The organism is Hephaestia caeni (genome assembly GCF_003550065.1).
GTDB lineage: Bacteria > Pseudomonadota > Alphaproteobacteria > Sphingomonadales > Sphingomonadaceae > Sphingomonas > Sphingomonas caeni_A.
The window spans coordinates 384,286-403,979 of sequence record NZ_QXDC01000003.1 but is presented as its reverse complement, the minus strand read 5'-3'; the positions used below and the strand labels follow the sequence as shown (position 1 = coordinate 403,979).

The following is a 19,694-nucleotide window of genomic DNA, read 5'->3' as shown; positions in this document are numbered from 1 at the left end:
GAGGGAAGGAAGCGCGAAGCGCCGGAAGGGTGAGGATGATCGGCGCGGCATATAGAACTCGACTTCACACCTTTCCGGGATAGGCCGGCTGGATATCGACCGGGATGTCCTTCATCGAGCCGATCACGGCCTCGGCCTGCTCGTCGAGCACCGCGTATCTGGCCATGAACGCCTTGACGCCCGCATAATCGCCGTTGCCCTGGAGCAAGACGATGTCGTGGACGAGATCGCGGATGCCCGCCTCCATTTTCGCGTCGTCGATGCGGTAACGCTTGGCGGCGCCGTCCCAGGTGAAGGCGCCTTTCGCTTTGAGATAGCCATATTGCATCGCCGCGCCGTGCCCATGCGCCTCGGCCGCGCCGAAGCGCATCGCACGGAAGATGCCGGTGAAATAGGTCGCGAGCAGTTGGTTCTTCTCGGCGGCGGGAAGCTCGCCTTTCGCCATCATGAAGAGGATGTTGTAGGCGCCCATCACATCGGCCTTGCCTTCCTCGATCGCCGACGCCTGTTCCTTCAGCTCGTCGTTGACGGTGGTCTGCCGCCCGTCGACGGTGATCGTGCCGGGGCCGAGGCTGTGCGACAGTTCGTGGAACAGCGTCTCTAGCTGCATGTATTTCTTGACGACCAGCCTCGCCTGATCGCCAACGAGCACCAATGGCGCCATCGGTGCGAGCACGCGATCGTATTTGGCACCGAGCACGTTGGAGAGGATGACTTTCTTCGCGCCCTTGGCCTCGCGCACGCGCTCGTCATTGGGCAGGTTGAACGCGATCGTCTGGCTGCCGGGCACGTTGTCGCCGCCGCCATGCACCTGCTCGGCGACCGCGATCGGCGATTCGAACCCGCGCTTGAAGTTCTTGTAGGCATCGGGGACGGGGAGGTTGGCCTCCATGTCCTTCAGATATGCCTTGTATTTGGCGAGCGCGGCCGATTCTTCCGGATCCTTGAGCGTCACGAAGCTCTCGAACGCCGCCTTCTGCCCGAACAGGCGATCGGTATAGACCTCGTACGGCCCGATCGCGATCTCGATCGGCGTGTCTTTCAGGTCCATCCAGGCAAGCTCGCTCGCGTAATAATCATCGGTGCGGAACGCCTTGGCGCGCAGCGAGAGGAACTTCTTGAGGCTGGGGTTGGTCGTGATCGCCGCCGCCTTGTCGAGCAAGGCCGCCGCGGGCTCGAGCCACTCCTTATATTCGACCGAATAGGGCACTGCCTTGAGGCCCCCTTCGGGCGTGCGGCGGATGACGGTGTAGAGGCTGGCGAACGCCTCCTTGTCTTGCGGATGCTTGGCGAGCCACTGATCATAGTCGTCGCGCGTCATGTCGGTGGGATAGAAGCCCGCGCCCTCGGGCCAGGGCTTGCCTCCCCAAAAGGGCTTGTTCTCGTCGAAGCGGTTCCACGGGCCGAAATTGAGATCGAACAGGTTAAGCAGCAGATCGTGATCGCCGCCCTTCGCCGCGTCGATCGCCGCGCGTGTCTCAGGGTTATCGACCGCGACTTGGCGCAGGTAGATCTGGCTCATCAGGTCCGACGCCTCGATCAGCAGGTTGACCACCTGCCGTTCCTCGTCGGTGAGGAAATCGGTGCGCGGCGCCATGTCGATCCGCGCGACCTTGGCGCGCTCAGCGGTGAGATAGGCGTGCGAGGCGACCGCTTCGGTGGCGGCGGTGTTATTGTCGGTCGATGTCGGCCCGGAGCAAGCGGCGGTCGCGAGCAGGGCGAGGAAAAGGGCACGGCGCATGGGCATCCACCTCGTTCAACAGGATGCCGCCGGTCTATCGTCCTCGCCCTGCCGTGTCACGCGGCCGGGGCGGTCGCCTTGCGCTGCTGGCGGAAGCGGTGGAGCAGCGGTTCGGTATAGCCGTTGGGTTGTTCCAGCCCCTCGAACACCAGCGCGCGCGCCGCCTGGAAGGCGATGCTGTCGGGATTGCCCGCCATCGGTTCGTAGAGCGGATCGCCCGCATTCTGCGCGTCGACCTTGGCGGCCATCCGCGTGAAAGCGGCATCGACATCCACCGGCGTCGCGACGCCGTGCAGCAGCCAATTGGCGATATGCTGCGAGGAGATACGCAGCGTCGCGCGGTCCTCCATCAGCCCGATGTCGTGGATATCGGGCACCTTCGAGCAGCCGACGCCCTGATCGATCCAGCGCACGACATAGCCGAGTATCCCTTGCGCATTGTTGTCGAGTTCCTCGCGAACCTCCTGCGGCTGCCAGTTGCGGCCGAGCGCGAGCGGCACCGTGAGCAGCGCGTCGAGCGACGCCACCGGCTCACCGGCGCGCGCCGCCTGCCGCGCGGCGACATCGATGGCATGGTAATGCGTCGCGTGCAGCGTCGCCGCGGTCGGCGAGGGCACCCAGGCAGTGGTCGCGCCGCTTTGCGGGTGACCGATCTTCTGATCGAGCATATCGGCCATCCGATCGGGGGCGGCCCACATGCCCTTGCCGATCTGCGCCTTGCCCGCGAGACCGCAGGCGAGCCCGATCTGGACGTTGCGATCCTCATAGGCCGCAATCCAGGCCGAACTCTTCATCTCGCCCTTGCGGACCATCGGCCCGGCCTGCATCGAGGTGTGCAACTCGTCGCCGGTGCGATCGAGGAAGCCGGTGTTGATGAACACGATCCGGCCTTTCACCGCGTGGATGCACGCCGCGAGGTTGGCCGAGGTGCGGCGCTCCTCGTCCATCACACCTACCTTGATCGTGTGGCGTGCGAGCCCGAGCAGATCCTCGATCGCGTCGAACAGGCTGTTGGTGAACGCGGCTTCGTCCGGCCCGTGCATCTTGGGCTTGACGATATAGACCGACCCCGCGCGGCTGTTGGGCAGGCCGCCGGTGCGCTTGAGGTCGTGGAGCGCGATCAGGCTGGTGACGATGCCGTCGAGAATGCCCTCGGGCGCCTCGCTGCCATCGGGCAGATGGATCGCCGGCGTCGTCATCAGATGGCCGACGTTGCGCACGAACAGCAGGCTACGGCCGGGCAGCGTAAAGGTGGTGCCGTCGGGCGCGGTATAGGCGCGGTCACCGGCAAGACGCCGCGTCATCGTCCGCCCGCCCTTCTCGAAACTGGCCTCGAGCGTGCCCTTCATCAGCCCCAGCCAATTGGCATAGGCCGCCACCTTGTCCTCGGCATCGACCGCGGCGATCGAATCCTCGAGGTCACAGATCGTCGTGATCGCCGATTCGAGGATCAGATCGGCGACGCCGGCCTTGTCGTCCTTGCCGATCGGGTGGCTGCGATCGATCACGATCTCGATGTGCAGGCCGTGGCGCTTGAGCAGCAGATTGTCGCCCGCATGGCCGACGAACTGCGCCGGATCGGCGAGTACCGGCGCATTGCCATCCCAATCGGTCCATGAGCCCTGCGCGAGCGGGGCGGCGGAATCGAGGAAAGCGCGCGCCCAGCCGATCACCGTCGCGCCGCGCGCGGGATCATAGCCCTTGCCCGCGGGCGTGCCGGGCAGCGCATCGGTGCCGTAGAGCGCGTCGTACAAGCTGCCCCACCGCGCATTGGCGGCGTTGAGGAGGAAGCGCGCGTTGAGGATCGGCACCACGAGTTGCGGCCCCGCGATCCGCGCGACCTCGTCATCGACCGCGCCGGGCGCGATCGTGAAGGGGGCGGGGGCATCGACGAGATAACCGATCTCGCGCAGGAACGCCTGATAGCCGGTCTGGTCGATCGGGGTGCCGGTGCGCGCGGCGTGCCAGCCGTCGATCTCAGCCTGGAGGCGATCGCGCGTCGCGAGCAAGGCGCGGTTTTCAGGCGTGAAGCGGGCGTAGATCGCCGCGACGCCGCGCCAGAAAGCCTCGGCGTCGATCCCGGTGCCGGGCAGCGCCTCGGCCTCGATGAACTGCGCCAGTGCGGGCGCCACCTTCAGCCCCGCGCGATCCATCCGGTCGGTCATGTCGTATCTCCTCGTGGCGCACGATAGACGCTCGCCGGGCCTTTCGGTAGACGATCGAAAGGAGATGCTGTTGTTCGCCTAAGGAAACAATCATCGATCCCGATGCCGCCCTGTTCGTCCATGTCGTCGCCGCGGGCAGCCTGAGCGCGGCGGCGCGCGCGCGCGGCATTTCGCCGGCGATGGTGTCGAAACGGATCGCGCGGCTCGAAGCGCGATTGGGGGTGCGGTTGCTCCACCGCACCACGCGGCGTCTTGCGCTCACCCCGCGCGGTGCGGTCTTCCACCGCGATATGGTCGCGGTGCTCGCGGCGATCGCGGAGGCCGAGGCGCGTGTCGCCGATACCGGCGCCATCGCCGGGCCGCTGGTGGTCAACGCGCCGACCTCGTTCGGGCGGCTGCATCTCGCGCCCCATTTGCGGTCGTTTCTCGATGCGCATCCGGCGATCGCGCTGCGGCTCGATCTCACCGATACGTTCGTCGACCTCACCGTGGCGCGAGTCGATCTGGCGATCCGTGTCACCGGGGCGCCGCCGCCGGGGACGGTTGCGCACCGCCTTGCGCCGAGCCGCCGCGTCCTGTGCGCCGCGCCCGCCTATCTGGCAGCGGCCGGGTGTCCGAGCGCGATCGGCGATCTGGCGCAGCATCGCCTACTCGCCGCCGATGGGCAGATGCCGTGGCGGCTGACCGGGGCGGGCGCGACCGCGATCGATGCGCCGAGCGCGATCGCCACCGATTCGAGCGAGGTGGTGCGCGAACTCGCGATCGCCGGGGCGGGAATCGCGTTGCGCTCGATCTGGGATGTCGATGCCGAGCTTGCCGACGGGCGGCTGGTGCGGGTGCTGCCCGATTGGCGCGGCTCCGATGACGCGGCGGTCTACGCCCTCCACCTTCCCGACGCGCTGCCGCGCGCGGGGGCGGCGATGCTCGCCTATCTCAAGGATCTGTTCGCAACTCCGCCGTGGGGTGAGAGGCCCTAGCTCAATCCGCGCCGCATCATTGTACGCAGCTTGCCCGGCATCCAGCGCGCGGCGAACGCCATGCGCTTTGCGGTCGGCCCGACATAGGTATGGACGCGATCGCCATGCACCGCTGCCCACGCCGCGTCGGCGACCGCTTCGACGGGGGTAAGCTCGAGCCCGGCTTCCTTCACCGTATCGCGGATCGTGTGGTTCGATCCCGCGACACCGCCGTCGAGCAGCGGCGTTTCGATGAAACCGGGGACGATGTCGCGCACCTTGATGCCGGCGGCGGCCCATTCGCCGTCGAGCGCCTCGCTCAGCGCGCGCACCGCGAATTTGGTCGCCGAATAGGTCGCGAGCCCCGCCGAACCGTAGATCGCCGAGGCCGAGGCGGTGTTGAGCAGACACGATCCCGGCGTCGCCGCGAGATAGGCATGGCCGATCCGCGCGCCGTTGAGCACGCCCGTGAAATTGATCGCGACCAGCCGATCGAGATCGGCGAAATCGGCCTCGGCCAGCGGCCCGCCGACGCCGATCCCGGCATTGTTGAACAGCACGTCGAGCCGCCCCGCTTGCCGCGTGAAATCATCGAGCGACCGCCCCCAGGCATTGCGATCGCGCACGTCCATCGTGTAGCTGTCGGCGCCGTCCGGCAGCATCGCGACCGTTTCGGCAAGACCCGCGGCGTCGACATCGGCAACCCCGATCCGCCAGCCTTCGGCGGCGAACCGCTGCGCCACCGCGCGCCCGATCCCCGATGCGCCGCCGGTGATGAAGATCGCTTTCATGCCCCTCTCCTTTGCCGCGATCATCCCGCACAATCGCGTGCAATGCCAGCGCGATCACGCGGCGTTTGACGCCGTCCGCCGCGCCGCTCACTATCCCGCGCGATGCCAGCCGCTCCTTTCCCCCACGGCCCGTCGGTCGCGTTCGACGCGGTCGTCAAGCGCTATCCGGGCGGCACGGTGGCGGTCGACGGGGTGTCGGTGGCGATCGCGGCGGGCGGCTTCGTCGCGCTGGTCGGCGCGTCGGGATCGGGCAAGTCGACCTTGCTCAAGACGGTTAACCGGCTGGTCGAACCGAGCGCGGGCCGCGTGCTGATCGACGGTGATCCGGTCGACACGATCGAGCCACACCGGCTGCGGCGGCGGATCGGCTACATCTTCCAGAATGTCGGGCTGTTCCCGCATATGACTGTGGCCGAGAACATCGCGATCGGGCTGCGGCTCGAAGGCGAGCGACGCAACGACGTGCGCGTCGGCGACCTGCTCGATCTGGTCGATCTGCCGCGCGATCTGGCCGAGCGGATGCCCGAGGCGCTGTCGGGCGGGCAGCGCCAGCGGGTCGGCGTCGCGCGGGCGCTGGCGACGGAACCCGGGTTGATGCTGATGGACGAGCCGTTCGGCGCGCTCGATCCCGTCACGCGCGAGCAACTGGGCGCGGCCGTGCGGGGCCTGCACGACACGCTCGGCCTCACCACGATCATGGTGACACACGATATGGCCGAGGCGCTCCTGCTCGCCGATCGCGTCCTGGTGATGCAGGCGGGCCGGATCGTCGCCGACGCCACCCCGCGCGTATTGCTCGCGGGCGAGGGCGGGGCGGTGGCGGATGCGCTGGTGGCAGTCCCCCGCGATCAGGCGCGGCGGCTGCGGGCGCTGGAGGCGGGGGTATGATTAACCATTATCGTCATCCCCGCGAAAGCGGGGACCCATCTCCAAACATCTGTTCCGAACGATCCCGGAGGGGGGAGATGGGTCCCCGCTTTCGCGGGGATGACGGCATATGACGCGCGCCTTCCTCGATGCTCTCGCCCGCGTGCCGGATCTGCTCGCGGCGCATGTGTTGCTCGCAGCAGCCGCGCTGGTGGCCGGGCTGGCGATCAGCCTGCCGCTGGCGATTCTATCGGCGCGCCATGCCGGTGTCGCGCGTGTGACGCTGGGGTTCGCGAGCCTTGTCCAGACGATCCCGTCGCTGGCGCTGCTCGCGCTGTTCTATCCGTTGCTCTTGTGGCTGTCGGCACTGGTCGGCGGCGGCATCCCCGCGCTCGGCTTCCTGCCCGCGCTGCTCGCGCTGTCGCTCTATGCGCTGCTGCCGATCCTCAGGAACGCGGTGACCGGGCTTGCCGGGATCGATCCCGCGATCATCGAGGCCGCCGACGGCGTGGGCATGACGGCCGCGCAAAAGCTGCGGCTGGTCGAAGCGCCGCTGGTCGTGCCGATCGTGATGGCGGGCATCCGTACCGCGGCGGTGTGGACGATCGGCGCCGCGACGCTGTCGACCACGGTTGGCCAGCCGAGTCTGGGCGATCTGATCTTCGCCGGCTTGCAGACGCAGAACTGGGCGCTGGTGCTCGCCGGGTGCGCCGCGGCGGCGTTGCTCGCGCTCGTTGCCGATGCGTTGCTCGGGCTGATCGAGCGCGGCATCGCCATGCGGCGGCGCGGACGGATATGGGCTGGGATCGGGCTGCTCGGTGCAGGAATCGCGCTTGCGCTCGCGCCGATCTGGGCGGGCGGCGGGCAGGCGCGCACGATCACCGTCGGCGCCAAGAATTTCTCCGAACAATATGTGCTCGCGCGCGTGATCGGGCATCGGCTGGAGGCCGCGGGATACCGCGTACGCTATCGCGAGGGACTGGGCTCGGCGGTGATCTATCAGGCGCTCGCGAGCGGTGATATCGATGTCTATGTCGATTATTCGGGCACCTTGTGGACCAACGCGATGCACCGAACCGATGTCCCGCCGCGCCCCCGCATCGTGCAGCTTGTGGGCGAGTGGACGCGCCAGACGGATGGCGTACGGCTGCTCGGCGCGCTCGGGTTCGAGAACGCCTATGCCTTCGCGATGCGCAGCGACGATGCGAAACGGCGAGACATCGCGACGCTCGGCGATCTTGCCCGGCAGGCGCCGCGACTGACGCTGGGGTCGGACCTCGAATTCCTCGAACGCCCCGAATGGGCCGCGGTGCGCGATGCCTACGGCCTGCGCTTCGCCGCCACCCAACGCTATACGCCCAGCTTCATGTATCGCGCGCTCGCAAGCGGGCGCGCCGACGTGATCTCCGCTTTCTCCTCGGACGGCCGGATTGCGGCGCAGCATCTGACGGTGGTTTCCGATCCGAAGGGCGCAATCCCCGGCTACGACGCGATCCTACTGCTCGCACCAAAGCGGGCGGATGATGCGAAGATCGTGACGGCACTGCAACCGCTGGTCGGCGCGATACCCGTCGCGGCGATGCGCGAGGCCAATTACATGGTCGATCGTGATTCCGACAAGCGCACGCCCGATGCGGCGGCGCGGTGGCTGGAACGGACGCTGGGGCTGTAGGCCGCGCCTTAAACCGCTTCCAGCGCTTCGGTGAAGCGCTTGCGCCACCACACCACATCGTGGTCGCGCACGTTCTCGAACATCGGCCGCCAGCGCGCGATCCGCTCCTCCTTTGGCATCGACAGCGCCTTGTCGATCGCGTCGGAAATGTCGTCGGCGCTGTAAGGGTTGATCAGCAGCGCGTTGGTGAGCTGCTCGGCCGCGCCCGCGAAGCGCGACAGGATGAGCACGCCGGGATCGGCGGGATCCTGCGCCGCCACATATTCCTTGGCGACCAGGTTCATCCCGTCGCGCAAGGGCGTCACCAGCCCGATCCGCGCCGCGCGATAGACGCCCGCCAGCGCCTCGCGCGGATAGCCGCGATTGACGTAGCGGATCGGCACCCAGTCGATATCGGCATGGGCGCCGTTGATCCGCCCTGAAAGCTGGTCGAGCGAATCGCGGATGTTCTGATAGGTCTCGACATCGCTGCGCGAGGGCGGCGCGATCTGGAGCAGATAGACGCGCGCGTGCCGGTCCGGATGCTCATCGAGGAAGCGCTCGTAGCCGAGGAAACGTTCGGCGAGCCCCTTCGAATAATCGAGCCGGTCGACGCCGACGATCAGGCCGCGCCCGGTGCCGCTCTCCCGCATTCGCTGTTGCACGTCGCGGGCGGTGGCGCTCGCTGCGCTGGCGATGAAATCCTGCGCGTCGATCCCGATCGGGCAGGCGATCGCGCGGATCGTGCGGCCGCCGACGGTCAGCGTATCGTCCGGCCCCAGCGTGCCGCCCATTTCATGCGTCACGTAATGGCGGAACGATTCGAGCCATTCCTCGGCCTGGAAGCCGATCACGTCATAGGCGAACAGCGCCTCGACCAGCCGGCGGTGATCGGGCAGCGCCACCAGCAGCCGCGTCGGCGGCCAGGGGATGTGGAGGAAGAACCCCATCCGGTTGGCCAGGCCCTGCTGGCGCAGCAGCCAACCCAGCGGGATCATGTGGTAATCGTGCACCCAGACGAGATCGTCGGCATCGATATGCGGCGCGATGATCCGCGCGAACGCCTCGTTGACGCGCTCGTAGCCGCCCTGGAAGGTGCGCTCGAACTCGGTGAGATCGAGCCGGTAATGGAACAATGGCCACAGCGTCCGGTTGGCGTAGCCGTTGTAATATTCCTCGATATCCTGCTCCGACAGGTCGATCGTGCCCGAAGTGACGCCGCCATAGGTCTCGAAATGGAGATCGTGCCGCGCGCCGATGTCGCCCGACCAGCCGAACCAGATGCCGTCGCTTTCCCGCAGCGCCGCGGTGAGCGCGACCGCGAGCCCGCCTTGCGCGGCGGGCTGTTCGGGCTGGGGCGCGGAAACGCGGTTCGAGATGACGATCAGGCGGCTCAGCGGATTGTGCTCCACGGTTTGCTCAACAGCACGGCGCAGTTGATCATACCTACCAGCGAATAGGTCTGCGGATAGTTTCCCCATAGGTCGCCGGTCGCCGGGTCGATATCTTCGCTGAGCAGCCCCGCGGGTGTGCGCCGGGCGAGCATCTCTTCGAACAGGATGCGCGCATCCTCGTTGCGGCCGGTCGCGTGGAGCGCCTCGATCAGCCAGAAGGTGCAGACGTTGAATGCGGTGTGCGGCAGGCCGAAATCGTCCTCGGTGGCATAGCGCAGCATATAGCCGCCGCGCCGCAGCCCTTCTTCGACCACCTTAAGCGTGCCGCGAAAGCGCGGATCGTCGGGCGCGAGGAAACGCAGCTCGAGCAATTGCAGCAGGCTCGCGTCGAGATTGTCGCCGGCGAAGGTCGCGGAGAGATGCCCGGCGTCCTCGCGCCACGCCGCGTCCTCGATCCGGGCGCGCATTGTGTCGGCGCGCTCTTGCCAGAATTCGGCGCGATCGACGAGGCCGAGCGTGGCGGCGGCGTTGGCGAGCCGGTCGCACGCCGCCCAGCACATCGCCGCCGAATAGGTGTGGACATAGGATTTGGTGCGCAATTCCCAGATCCCGGCATCGGGTTGGTCATATGCCTTCCAAGCGCGCTCGCCGATCGGCTCGAGCGCTTCGAAATCCGCCGTCCCCGCGACGCGCAGCAACCGCTGGTCGAAGAATGCCTGCACATTGGAAAGCACGATCTGGCCATAGGCATCGTGCTGGATTTGCTCATAGGCCTCGTTGCCGACGCGCACCGGCCCCATGCCGCGATAGCCTGAAAGCGCCTTGGCCTCATATTCGATCAGCCGGGCCTCACCGCCGACGCCGTAGAGCGGCTGGATATGCCCGCCGGCCGCATTGTCGACGATGTTGCGCAGATATTCGAGATAGCCTTCGAGCACGTCGAGCGCGCCGAGCCGGTTCAACGCCTGCACCGTGTAATAAGCGTCGCGGATCCAGCAGAAGCGGTAATCCCAGTTGCGCCCCGAATCGGCATATTCGGGGATCGACGTGGTCAGCGCAGCGACGATCGCGCCGGTCTCCTCATGCTGGCACAATTTGAGCGTGATCGCCGATCGGATCACCGCTTCCTGCCACTCGACCGGGGTGGCGAGCCCGCGCGCCCAATGCTGCCATTCGGCGATGGTATGATCGAGCATGTGGTCGAGCGACGCGGCGATCTCGGTCGCGAAACTCTCGTCGGGGCCGAGGAAGAAATGCAGCGGCCGCTCGACGCGGAACAGCCGCTCGTCGCGCACCCAGCCGACCGGGGCCGTGGTCGAAAGCCGGAGCACCTCCTGTTCGAGCAGATAGCGGATATGGTTGGAGCCGCGCGTATGCTCGGCCATCCGCTCGCCCCAGTTGCGCGCCGGGCGCAGCCGGATGCGCACGCGGGGGGAGCCGGCGACGGGCCGCACGATCCGCACGAACGCGACCGGGCGGTACATCCGCCCGTTGCGCTTGAAGCGCGGGCAGAAATCGATCACCTCGATCGCGTTGCCGGCGTCGTCGGCATGTCGCGTCACCAGGATCGGCGTGTTGCGGATATAGGATTGGGTCGTCTCGACCGCGCCGTCGAGGTCGATCTCCCAGAAGCCATAGGCGCCCTCGCCCGCGGGCGGCTCGTCGTCGAGCAGCGAGCAGAAGGCGGGGTCGCCGTCGACGCGCGGGGTGCAGCCCCACACGAACCGGCCCGAACGATCGATCAGCGCGGAGACCTGGCAATTGCCGATCGGCCAGAGATCGAGCGTCGCGGTCATCGGGCAGCCTCCTTCAGCCAAAGATGCACGGCCGCGACGCTGTCGAGCCGGTAGGTCGCCGCGGTCTCGCGCAAGGAGCCGACGAGCACGCCGGCACCGCCTGCCGCGGCGCAAGCCGCGAAGCCGGGTTCGTCGGTCAGGTCGTCGCCCAGAAAGACGGGACGGTGGCCCGCGAAGGGCGGCTCGCCGAGCATCGCCGTGATCGCGCTGCCTTTGTCGATGCCGGGCAGCCGCAGCTCGACCATCATCTTGCCGTGCTGCACCCCCAGGCCGTGCGCCGCGGCGAGCTTTTCGACCAGCGCGCACGCATCGCCCTCGCTCGATGGATCGAGCCGGTAATGCACGCCGACGCCGAGGCTCTTTTCCTCGATCACCACGCCGTCACGCCCGGCGAAGGTCTCGGCGATCAGCTTCTGCGCCGCATCGAGCGCTTGCGGTCGGTCGGGCCGCGTGATCGCGCCGCCGATCGTGCGATGTTCGGCGCCGTGACTGCCAATCACCGCCAGCGCCTTGCCGCCGTCGCCGAAAAAGCCGTCGAGTTGCGCGACCGATCGGCCGCTGACGAGCGCGATGCGGTTGTCGAGCCGCCGCGCCAACCGGTCGAGCAGCGCGATCAGCGCGGGATCGACTGCGACATCGCCGGGTCGGTCGGCAAGATCGACCAGCGTGCCGTCGAAATCGAGGAAGAGACTGGCGCCGTCGAGCAGGCCGGCGGGCGGGCGCGCGAGATCTGTGGAGGCCATCGGCCCTTTTCTGGCAAGTGGGTGGGATAATAAGCCCTACGCAGGCCGATCGGAACGGTTCCGTCGGTTTCCTTGTACGCGCCCGTCACCCCGGACTTGTTCCGGGGTCCAACGAGCCTCAAGCGCCGTCGCTCGCGGATGGTTGGATGCCGGAACCAATCCGGCATGACGGAGGAAGGGGCGACCCTCTACTCCGCCCCGTATCCGCTCAGCGAATAGGGCCGGTCCGCCGGTGCGGTCGCCCAGGCCTTGTTGGGGGTCGCCTGCATCACGAAGCGCAATTCGCCCCCGGCGCGGACCTGCGCGTCGGTGACATAGCCCTTGGCCAACGGCTTGCCGTTCAGTAGCACGCGCCCGACGTAATGGTTCGCCGCCGACAGATGGTCCGCGCGCACCGTGAAATGCTTGCCGCCCGGCAGGTTGAGCACCGCACGCTCCACGAACGGCCGCCCGATCACATATTGGTTGCTCCCCGGCGCCACCGGATAGAATCCGAGCCCGGTGAAGAACATCCACGCCGACATCTGGCCGAGATCGTCATTGCCCGAGAGGCCATCGGGGGTCGGCTTGTACTGGCTGTCGACGATCTGCTTGAGTCGCTCCTGCGTGCGCCACGGGTGGCCTGCGTAATTGTATATATAGGCGACGTGGTGGCTCGGCTCGTTGCCGTGGATATATTGGCCGATCAGCCCGGCGATGTCCTCGGCATGGCTATAGTCGAGCTTGGAATTGTCGAACTCGAACATCGCGTCGAGCTTCTTGACGGTTGCGTCGTCGCCGCCGAGCAGCCGGATCAGCCCGCCTTCGTCGTGCGGCATGAACCACGAATATTGCCAGGCATTCCCCTCGGTATAGTCGCTGCCGTAATTGATCGCGGTGGGGTCGAAGGGGGTGCGGAAGCTGCCATCGCTCTTGCGCGCGCGCAGGAAGCCGGTCTCGGCGTCGAAACTGTTGCGCCAGTTGAGCGAGCGTTTCTCGAACCGGTCGGCGATGTCGGTCTCGCCCATCTTCCGCGCCATCTGCGCGATCGTCCAATCGTCGAAGGCGTATTCGACCGTCTTGGATGCCGCCTCGGGCTCCCTGTCGATCGGGACGTAGCCGAGCGCCATATAATCCTTGAGGTCGCCGTACGGGCCGTAGGTCGCGCTCGCGACCATCGCGTCGAGCGCGGCCTTGGCGTCGAAGCCCTTGATGCCTTTCATATAGGCGTCGGCGATGACGGGCACCGCGTGATAACCGATCATCGTCCACGTCTCGCGGCCCTGGAATTGCCAGACGGGCAGGATGCCGAACGGGCTCACCCGCTGGCTCGCGACCAGCGATTTGACGAAATCGGTGTTGGTCTCCTCGGGCTGAACCAACGTGAGCAACGGATGCTCGGCGCGGAACGTGTCCCACAGCGAGAAGGTCGAATGTACGGTGAAGTCGGCCTTGTGGACCGCGTTGTCCGGCCCGCGCCAGCGCCCGTCGGCATCGCTCGATACCGAGGGCGCGATCAGGCTGTGGTAGAGCGCGGTGTACATCGTCGTGCGCATCGGGGCGTCGGCCGCGATCTCGACCGCGCCGAGTGCTTTCTGCCACGCCGCCTTGGTCTTGGCGCGGATCGCGTCGAAATCGCCCTGCTCGGCGGTGAGGTTGTTCATCGCCCCCGCCTCGTCGACCGACGAGATCGCGACCCGGACCTCGAGCGGCTGCGCGAGCCGCCCGAAATCGAGCCGCGCGACAAGCTGGCGCCCGGCTTTCTCGGCAAGGTCGTCCTGCCCGCGCCCCGGCCCCTGGAAGCCCTTGTAGGCCACATGCTTCTCGGTATCGAGGAAGGCATGATCGGCGAGCGGCGCGGAGAATTTCATCGCGAAATAGAGCTTGCGATCGGGCGCCCAGCCGCGCGTCTGGCGGGTGCCGGTGATCGTGCCGTCGGGCCACAGCCGAATCGACGACCACAAGACCTTGCCGGGATAATTGTAGAGCGAGGGGCGCAGGTCGAGCACTAGATGCGCCGCCTGCCCCGCCGGGAAAGTGTAACGATGAACGCCGACGCGCGTGCCCGCGGTCATCTCGGCGCGCACTTTCGAATCGGTCAGCGTCACCGCGTAATAGCCGGGCTGCGCGATTTCGGTCTGGTGGTCGAAATGCTGGCGATAGCCGGTGCCGGGCTTCTTCGGATCGCCCGGTTCGAGCGCCACCGTGTCTCCGGCGACCGGCATCACCAGAAAATCGCCGAGATCCGAATGCCCCGCGCCCGAGAAATGCGTGTGGCTGAACCCCTGGATCGTCGTGTCGTCGTAGCGATAGCCTGCCGCATGATCGTAGCAGTCGCGGATCGTGCAGGTGGTGTCGGTGTCGGGGCTCAATTGCACCATCCCGAACGGCGCCACCGCGCCGGGGAAGGTATGCCCCTCGCCGCCGGTGCCGATGAACGGATCGACCGTATCATAGGGCGAGGGCGTGGTCTGCGCGAAGGCGGGAGCGGCGAGCAGCGCGAGCGGAAGCGTCAGGCGGCGGAGCATCTTCATGGCGCACATCAAAGCAGGCGCGCGTAGGCGCGACAAGCGATTTACGAAAACGAATTTCGGAATCACCCGGTCCACCCTTCCGTCGTGCCCGCGAACGCGGGGATGACGAAAGAAGAGCGGGAAAGACTCTTCGTAGCCACTGCGGCGAACGTACCGCAGCTCCCGCTTGCATCTCGGCGCGGTTGCGCATAGAGCGCGCGGCTCCGGTCGGGGCGTAGCGCAGCCTGGTAGCGCATCACACTGGGGGTGTGGGGGTCGCTGGTTCGAATCCAGTCGCCCCGACCATTCTTCTTTCTGCTGATATTTGCCCGATCGCGGCGAAGATGCCGCGAACCGCCCCTTGCTAAGCATTGATGTAACCGGTTACAAAGACCTGATACGCGGTCACCCCGGCCGTGGATCAGGGAGAGAGTAATGGCTTACGAGCATCCGACGCGAGTCGGTGCGCCGCGCCCCAATCGCCGCGATTTGCTGACCACGACGATGCTGCTGGGCACGGGCCTGCTCTCGGGCTGCGCGACGGTTGCCGCAGGCGGCGCGAGCGCAGGCGCGCTACGCGGCGAGGCGCTGATCGACGATGTTGCGCACCGCACTTTCCGCTTCTTCTGGGAGACGACCAACCCCGCCAACGGGCTGGCGCCCGATCGCTATCCGTCGAAAAGCTTCGCCTCGATCGCGGCAGTCGGCTTCGCGCTCACCGTCTATCCCTACGGCGTCGAGCAGGGCTGGGTGACGCGGGCCGAGGCGCGCGATCGCACGCTCGCCACCTTGCGCTTCTTCTGGAACGCGCCGCAGGGGCCGGAGCCCAGCGGCACCACCGGCTACAAGGGCTTCTTCTACCATTTCCTCGATATGGAGACCGGCCACCGCTACGGCCGCACTGAACTCTCGACGATCGACACCACCTTGTTGTTCGGCGGCGTGTTGTTCGCGGCGCGCTATTTCGACGCCGATGAGGCCGGAGAGGCGGAAATCCGCGATCTTGCGCAGCGCCTCTACGAGCGCGCCGACTGGCCGTGGTTCGTCGAGGACAAGCCCGTCGTCTCGATGGGCTGGCATCCCGAATCGGGGTTCATCGCCGCCGATTGGGTCGGCTACAACGAAGCGATGCTGCTCTACGTGCTGGGGCTCGCCTCGCCCACGCACCCGCTGTCGGCCGACGCGTGGCAGGGCTGGGTCGCGGGCTACGAGCAGGATTGGGTCAATCAATACGGCCAGCATTTCCTCGGCTTCGCGCCGCTGTTCGGGCATCAGTACAGCCATGTCTGGATCGATTTTCGCGGTATCAAGGATGCGCCGATGCGTGCCGCCGGCTTCGATTATTTCGAGAACAGCCGCCGCGCGGCGCTTGCCCAGCGCGGCTATGGCGCCGCCAATCCGATGGGCTGGCGCGGCTATGACGAGAATGTGTGGGGCTGGACGGCCTGCGACGGCCCGGGCGGCGGCAAGCTGACCTATAAGGGCGAGCTGCGCGAATTCCGTACCTATTCGGCGCGCGGGGTGAGCGGCAACCACCCGTTCGACGACGGCACGATCGCGCCCACCGCGGCGCTGGGGTCGATCGCGTTCGTGCCCGAGGAGGCGACGGCGGCGGCCGAGGCGATGGTCGCGCGCTACGGCCGGCGGCTCTACGGCGACTATGGTTTCCTCGACAGCTTCAACCCCAGCTACGCCTTCGAGAACAAGGCGCCGCATTCGATCGTCGATCCCGAACTGGGGTGGTTCGATACCGATTATCTCGGCATCGATCAGGGCGCGATCCTGACGATGATCGCCAACCATCGTTCTGATTTCGTATGGAAATATATGCGACGCCACCCGGCGATCGTCACCGGATTGAAGCGCGCGGGCTTCACCGGCGGCTGGCTTGAGCGGGCGTGAGCGGGGAGGGCAAGATGACGAAGATGATGACGACGCGCCGCGGCGCGATCACCGGGGCGCTGGGGCTGGTGCTGTTTGCCAAGGCCCCCGCGGTCGCGCGCGGGCTGGGCGCGACCCGCGCGACCCCCGCTTTCATCGCCGATCTTATCGGCAGGATGACGATCGAGGAGAAAGCCGGCCAATTGACGCTGATGGCCGCCGCTTTGGGCGGCGCGGCGGCGAGCGCGCTCAATCCGGTGACGACGACGCCCTCCGTCGAGCAGCAGATCGCCGAGGCGCGCGCCGGCCGGCTGACCGGCGTGTTCAACGGCCGCGGTTCGGACTATGCCCGCCGCTTGCAGGATGCGGCGATGCAGTCGCGGCTCAAGATTCCGCTGATCGTCGCGGCCGATATCATCCACGGTCACCGCACCGTCTTCCCGGTGCCCCTGGGCGAGGCGGCGAGTTTCGACCCCGACCTCGCCGAGCGGACCGCACGAGTCGCGGCGGTCGAGGCGTCGGCGGCGGGCATCGACTGGACCTTCGCGCCGATGGTCGACATCGCCCGCGATGCGCGCTGGGGCCGCGGCGTCGAGGGTGCGGGCGAGGACACCTATCTCGGCAATCTGTTCGCGGCCGCACGGGTGAAGGGGTTTCAGGGCGACGATCTCACCAGCGACACTTCGGTCATGGCCTGCGCCAAGCATTTCGCGGCTTATGGGGCGGCCGAAAGCGGGCTCGATTACAATCCGGTCGACATTTCCGAACGCACGCTCGAGCAGACCTATTTCCCGCCGTTCAAGGCTGCGCTCGAGGCCGGATGCGGCACCGTGATGGCCTCGTTCAACGAGATCAACGGCGTGCCCGCGCACGCCAACCACTGGCTGCTGACCGAGGTGCTGCGCAAGGCGTGGAATTTCGGTGGCGTGGTGGTGTCGGATTACACCGGCGACATGGAATTGATCGACGCGGGCTATGCCACCGATCCGCGCGATGCGACCATGAAGGCGTTCCTCGCGGGCGTCGACATGAGCATGCAATCGCATTTCTACATGGATCACCTCCCCGATCTGGTCGCCAGGGGCGAGGTGCCGATCGCGCTGGTCGATGCGTCGGTGCGCCGCGTGCTCGACCTCAAGGCCAGGCTCGGGCTGTTCGACAACCCCTATCGCCGCATCCAGCCCGGCCGCGAGGAACAGCGCGTGCGCACGCCCGAGCATCTGAAGGTCGCGCGCGAGGCCGCGCAACGCTCGATCGTGCTGCTCAAGAACGAGGGCGAGCTGTTGCCGCTGCCCAAAGCGGGCAAACGAATCGCGCTGATCGGCCCATTCGCGCGCGGTCAGCACGATCTGGTCGGGCCGTGGAACGTCTATGGCGACGACAAGCAGGCGGTCGATCTCGAAACCGGCATCCGCGCGGCGATGGGGCAGCGCGGCGCGCTTACCGTCACCGACGGCTCGGGTGTCGACGAACCGCTTCCCGGCGGGATCGACGCCGCGGTCGCCGCCGCCAACGCCGCCGATGTCGTCGTGCTTGCGATCGGCGAGAGCACCAACATGTCGGGCGAAGCGCAGTCGCGCACGTCGATCACTGTCCCCGACGCCCAGCAGGCGCTTGCCGAGGCGGTCGCGGCGACGGGAAAGCCGGTGGTCGTGCTGCTCAAGAACGGCCGTGCGCTCGCGCTCGAGGGCGCGGTGCGCGATGCCGCGGCGATCGTCGTCACCTGGTTCCTCGGCAGCGAGAGCGGCCCCGCCACCGCGGACATGCTGTTCGGCGATGCTCTGCCTTCAGCGCGGCTGCCGGTAAGCTTTCCGCAGGCGTCGGGGCAGGCCCCCTATCATTACGATCACAAGCCCACCGGCCGCCCCAATCCCGCGGGCAAGCCGCCCGAGCCGTACAAGGCGCATTTCCGCGGAATCCTGAACAAGGCGCTTTATCCCTTCGGCCACGGACTCACCTATTCGACGCTTGGCTACGGCCCGGTCGATGCCGGCGCGGGGACGCTCGCCTGGGACGGCACGCTCGTCGTCAGCACCACCGTATCGAACACCGGCAAGCGCGCGGCCGAGGAGGTGGTGCAGCTCTACATCCACGACCGCACCGCCAGCATCACGCGGCCGGTGCGCGAGCTGAAAGGCTTCCAGAAGGTCACGCTCAAGCCCGGCGAACGCCGCACGATCAGCTTCACGCTGACACGATCGGACTTGATGTTCGTCGGTCCGAAGATGCAATGGATCGCCGAGCCGGGCGATTTCGACGTCTGGATCGCCCCCTCGGCAGAGGCGGGGGAGCCCGCGCGCGTCACGCTCGCCCGATAGTCAGGAGACGCCCATGATCCGCCTTTCGCTCGCCGCCGGGGTCGCGCTGCTCGCGCTCGCTGGCCCCGCCTACGCCGCAGACGATGCCGCGCCGCTCAAGGTGATGAGCTTCAACGTCCGCTGGCCGTCGCCCGACGACGGCGCGAACGTGTGGGCGAAACGCCGTGACCTCTTCGTCGATACGATCCGCAAGGCGCACCCCGACGTCATCGGCACGCAGGAACTCTACAAGCTCCAGGCCGATTACGTGCTGAAGAAGCTGCCCCAGTATAATTGGTTCGGGATCGATCGCCGCGGCGGCCATGCCGACGAGCATATGGGCATCTTCTACCGCCGCGACCGGCTGACGCTGGTCGATCTCGGCAATTTCTGGCTGTCGGACACGCCCGAGGTGGTGGGCAGCAAGAGCTGGAGCAAGGAGCCGTTCCCGCGCATGGTCACCTGGGGGCTGTTCGAGCGCAAGGCGGACGGCAAGCGCTTCTACATGTACGATACGCACCTGCCCTATATGGATGAGGACGAGCCGGCGCGCGTCAAGGGTGCGACGCTGATCCTGTCGCGGATCAAGGCGCTGCCGCCGGGCGTGCCGTTCGTGATGACCGGCGATTTCAACACCGGGCCGGAGAGCGAGGCGCACACGCTGCTGACCACCGACCTCAAGGACGCGCGCGACACGGTGACGAACCCCGAAGGCCCGGCGGAGACCTTCCACAATTTCACCGGCACCCCCGACAAGCGGATCGACTGGATCCTCTATCGCGGCTTCACCGCGCTCGATCAGCAGACGATCACCACGCATCGGGGGAACGTCTATCCATCGGATCACTATCCGATCGTCGCCGATCTGGCGTTTCCGGGCGGGTCGTAACGCCGATCGCCGTCTTGGCGATCATACCTTT

The 19,694-nt window shown here is 67.1% G+C and carries 13 protein-coding genes and 1 tRNA gene; 7 read left to right on the top strand and 7 right to left on the bottom strand.

What is annotated here, in order from left to right; genetic code table 11:
- Positions 1–64: 64 nt before the first annotated feature.
- The gene (locus tag DFR49_RS10225; protein WP_119035654.1) at positions 65–1,741 is read right to left on the bottom strand and encodes a dipeptidyl-peptidase 3 family protein; all 1,677 of its coding nucleotides are present in this window, start codon (positions 1,739–1,741) and stop codon (positions 65–67) included.
- A 56-nt stretch (positions 1,742–1,797) separates the two neighbouring features.
- Positions 1,798–3,906, bottom strand: a complete 2,109-nt coding sequence (locus tag DFR49_RS10220) for a malate synthase G (RefSeq protein WP_119035653.1) — start codon at positions 3,904–3,906, stop codon at positions 1,798–1,800.
- Positions 3,907–3,995: 89 nt separating this feature from the next.
- Between DFR49_RS10220 and DFR49_RS10215 the strand changes: the two genes are divergently transcribed.
- Positions 3,996–4,883 carry a LysR family transcriptional regulator gene (locus DFR49_RS10215; RefSeq protein ID WP_119035652.1) on the top strand — a complete coding sequence of 296 codons (888 nt, stop codon included), beginning with the start codon at positions 3,996–3,998 and terminating at the stop codon, positions 4,881–4,883.
- Here the strand turns inward: DFR49_RS10215 and DFR49_RS10210 are convergent.
- Positions 4,880–5,653, bottom strand: a complete 774-nt coding sequence (locus DFR49_RS10210) for an SDR family oxidoreductase (protein ID WP_119035651.1) — start codon at positions 5,651–5,653, stop codon at positions 4,880–4,882. The two genes, DFR49_RS10215 and DFR49_RS10210, sit on opposite strands and share 4 nt — an antisense overlap.
- A 102-nt stretch (positions 5,654–5,755) precedes the next feature.
- Here DFR49_RS10210 and DFR49_RS10205 point away from each other — a divergent pair, with 102 nt between their 5' ends.
- On the top strand, positions 5,756–6,541 hold the full coding sequence (locus DFR49_RS10205; RefSeq protein ID WP_119035650.1) for an ATP-binding cassette domain-containing protein: 786 nt from the start codon (positions 5,756–5,758) through the stop codon (positions 6,539–6,541).
- Between the two features lie 109 nt (positions 6,542–6,650).
- The gene (locus DFR49_RS10200; protein ID WP_119035649.1) at positions 6,651–8,192 is read left to right on the top strand and encodes an ABC transporter permease/substrate-binding protein; all 1,542 of its coding nucleotides are present in this window, start codon (positions 6,651–6,653) and stop codon (positions 8,190–8,192) included.
- Positions 8,193–8,200: 8 nt separating this feature from the next.
- Here DFR49_RS10200 and DFR49_RS10195 read toward each other — a convergent pair whose 3' ends face one another.
- The 4 genes from DFR49_RS10195 to DFR49_RS10180 form a co-directional block, all read right to left on the bottom strand.
- Positions 8,201–9,583, bottom strand: coding sequence for an alpha,alpha-trehalose-phosphate synthase (UDP-forming) (locus DFR49_RS10195; protein ID WP_119035648.1), 1,383 nt, complete (start codon positions 9,581–9,583; stop codon positions 8,201–8,203).
- A complete protein-coding gene (locus DFR49_RS10190) occupies positions 9,565–11,361 on the bottom strand; it encodes a glycoside hydrolase family 15 protein (protein ID WP_119035647.1) in 1,797 nt (598 codons plus the stop codon). The genes DFR49_RS10195 and DFR49_RS10190 overlap by 19 nt, the downstream gene beginning before the upstream one ends.
- Positions 11,358–12,104 (bottom strand): trehalose-phosphatase, encoded by a 747-nt coding sequence (gene otsB / locus DFR49_RS10185; RefSeq protein ID WP_119035646.1) that lies wholly within the window; start codon positions 12,102–12,104, stop codon positions 11,358–11,360. Before otsB ends, DFR49_RS10190 begins: the two co-directional genes overlap by 4 nt.
- 188 nt (positions 12,105–12,292) lie before the next feature.
- Positions 12,293–14,617: a GH92 family glycosyl hydrolase gene (locus DFR49_RS10180; RefSeq protein ID WP_170150995.1), complete on the bottom strand. Its 2,325-nt coding sequence runs from the start codon at positions 14,615–14,617 to the stop codon at positions 12,293–12,295.
- A gap of 208 nt (positions 14,618–14,825) precedes the next feature.
- Here DFR49_RS10180 and DFR49_RS10175 point away from each other — a divergent pair.
- From DFR49_RS10175 to DFR49_RS10160, 4 genes are all read left to right on the top strand, one after another.
- Positions 14,826–14,902 (top strand) — tRNA-Pro (locus DFR49_RS10175).
- Between the two features lie 129 nt (positions 14,903–15,031).
- Positions 15,032–16,498: a glucoamylase family protein gene (locus DFR49_RS10170; RefSeq protein ID WP_245968359.1), complete on the top strand. Its 1,467-nt coding sequence runs from the start codon at positions 15,032–15,034 to the stop codon at positions 16,496–16,498.
- 14 nt (positions 16,499–16,512) lie between these two features.
- Complete coding sequence (locus tag DFR49_RS10165) at positions 16,513–18,795, top strand: glycoside hydrolase family 3 N-terminal domain-containing protein (protein ID WP_119036353.1); 2,283 nt, start codon at positions 16,513–16,515, stop codon at positions 18,793–18,795.
- Positions 18,796–18,808: 13 nt separating this feature from the next.
- Entirely contained in the window at positions 18,809–19,663 is an 855-nt protein-coding gene (locus tag DFR49_RS10160; protein ID WP_119035644.1) for an endonuclease/exonuclease/phosphatase family protein, read from the top strand.
- Positions 19,664–19,694: the final 31 nt, after the last annotated feature.